Source organism: Moorena sp. (genome assembly GCF_982860115.1).
In genome coordinates this window covers 1-1,342 of record NZ_CEYLVT010000024.1, presented here as the reverse complement: position 1 = coordinate 1,342, position 1,342 = coordinate 1, and the positions used below count along the sequence as shown (strand labels likewise).

Below are 1,342 nucleotides of genomic sequence, written 5' to 3'. Positions count from 1 at the left end.
TTGTTAAAGGGTTGACCGTTGAATGTTACGGTAATGGTTTTAGGGGTTAGGTGTTGGGTTAAGAGTACTAGTGGCGTTGGGGAGGTGTTGGGAGATTTGCGATCGCGATTGTTGTTAACTCAACCTTCAACTGGGTAACCTTCAACTGGGTAACCTTAAACCTTAAACCTTCAACCAACTAACCTTAAACCTTAAACCAACTAACCTTAAACCTTAAACCTTCAACCTTAAACCTTCAACCTTAAACCAGCTAACCGTCAACCTTCAACCTTAAACTGGGTAACCTTAAACCGGATTTCCCCCAATCCAATTGAGCAAAATCGGGTTTACTATCTCTGGTGCTTCATCTTGGGGACAATGACCCAAACCTTCTAAAGGAATAAACTTTTCTACAGTGGGGAATTTAGCTAATTCTCGTCCCAAGTCAATGGGTTCCCAAGGGTCTTCGCTGCCCCATAGTATGATGGCAGGACAAGGCAAAATTGGGATCAGGTCTTCTGGTAGTGGTCCTTGAGAATAGCTAGTAAAGGCAATAAACACATCGGCTGCACCGGGATCAGCTGCTGGTGCCATGATTAGATCAACCAGTTCATCAGTGACAGCTTCTGGACGACAGTAGGCTTGCAACAGAATATTACGCACTACTTTAGGCTTAGCCAGCTGACTAAAAAAATACTGGCCAACCCACTTAATCTTTAAGAATCGTTGAAGTAGTGGTGCGCCAAGACGCTTATACCAAGGGAGTTCAGCCCGTTTACGCTCATGGAGTAGTCGTAGAGAAAAGTTGAGCAGGGCGACTCCTTTGGCTAGCTCTGGATTATCTACAGCGGTTTGCATCAGGGCAATACAGCCTATAGAGTTTCCAACTAAGAAAGCGGGACCACCAACAACCTCCCGACAGAAATCGGCAATTTGTTGCCCCCAGGTTTCAAAGGTATAGTCTATCTCTATACCAGGAGTCGGTTTAGCTGAAGCGCCAAAGCCAATCAAATCAATGGCATAACATCGGCAGGTTTCCCCCAACACTGGCAAGGTCTTGCGCCAATGTCCGGAAGATGCCCCAAAGCCATGCACCATAACCACAGCTGGTCCAGAATTACCGTAAGCTTTATACCCAATGGAAAAGCCCTGCCAAATCCAGGTTTTTGTTTCAATCTGATCCCTGATTGGGGCTGTGAAAGAGGAAGACATGATCAAAAAATCCCAAGTTATGCCATAGCGTTACCTTTACATTTTGTAACAAAACCTAGTAACTATGGTGAATAGTCAGCTGCAGGAGTGGTGATTTTACGGAATTCCCCAAGGCTGAAAGCCCCGTGTTTTTAAACCGGGGATGAAAGCC

At 45.4% G+C, this 1,342-nt stretch carries 1 protein-coding gene; it reads right to left on the bottom strand.

The features are described 5' to 3' along the window. Window positions 1-285 precede the first annotated feature (285 nt). Entirely contained in the window at window positions 286-1,191 is a 906-nt protein-coding gene (locus tag AC4II3_RS06630) for an alpha/beta fold hydrolase (RefSeq protein ID WP_488017491.1), read from the bottom strand. Between the last annotated feature and the right edge of the window lie 151 nt (window positions 1,192-1,342).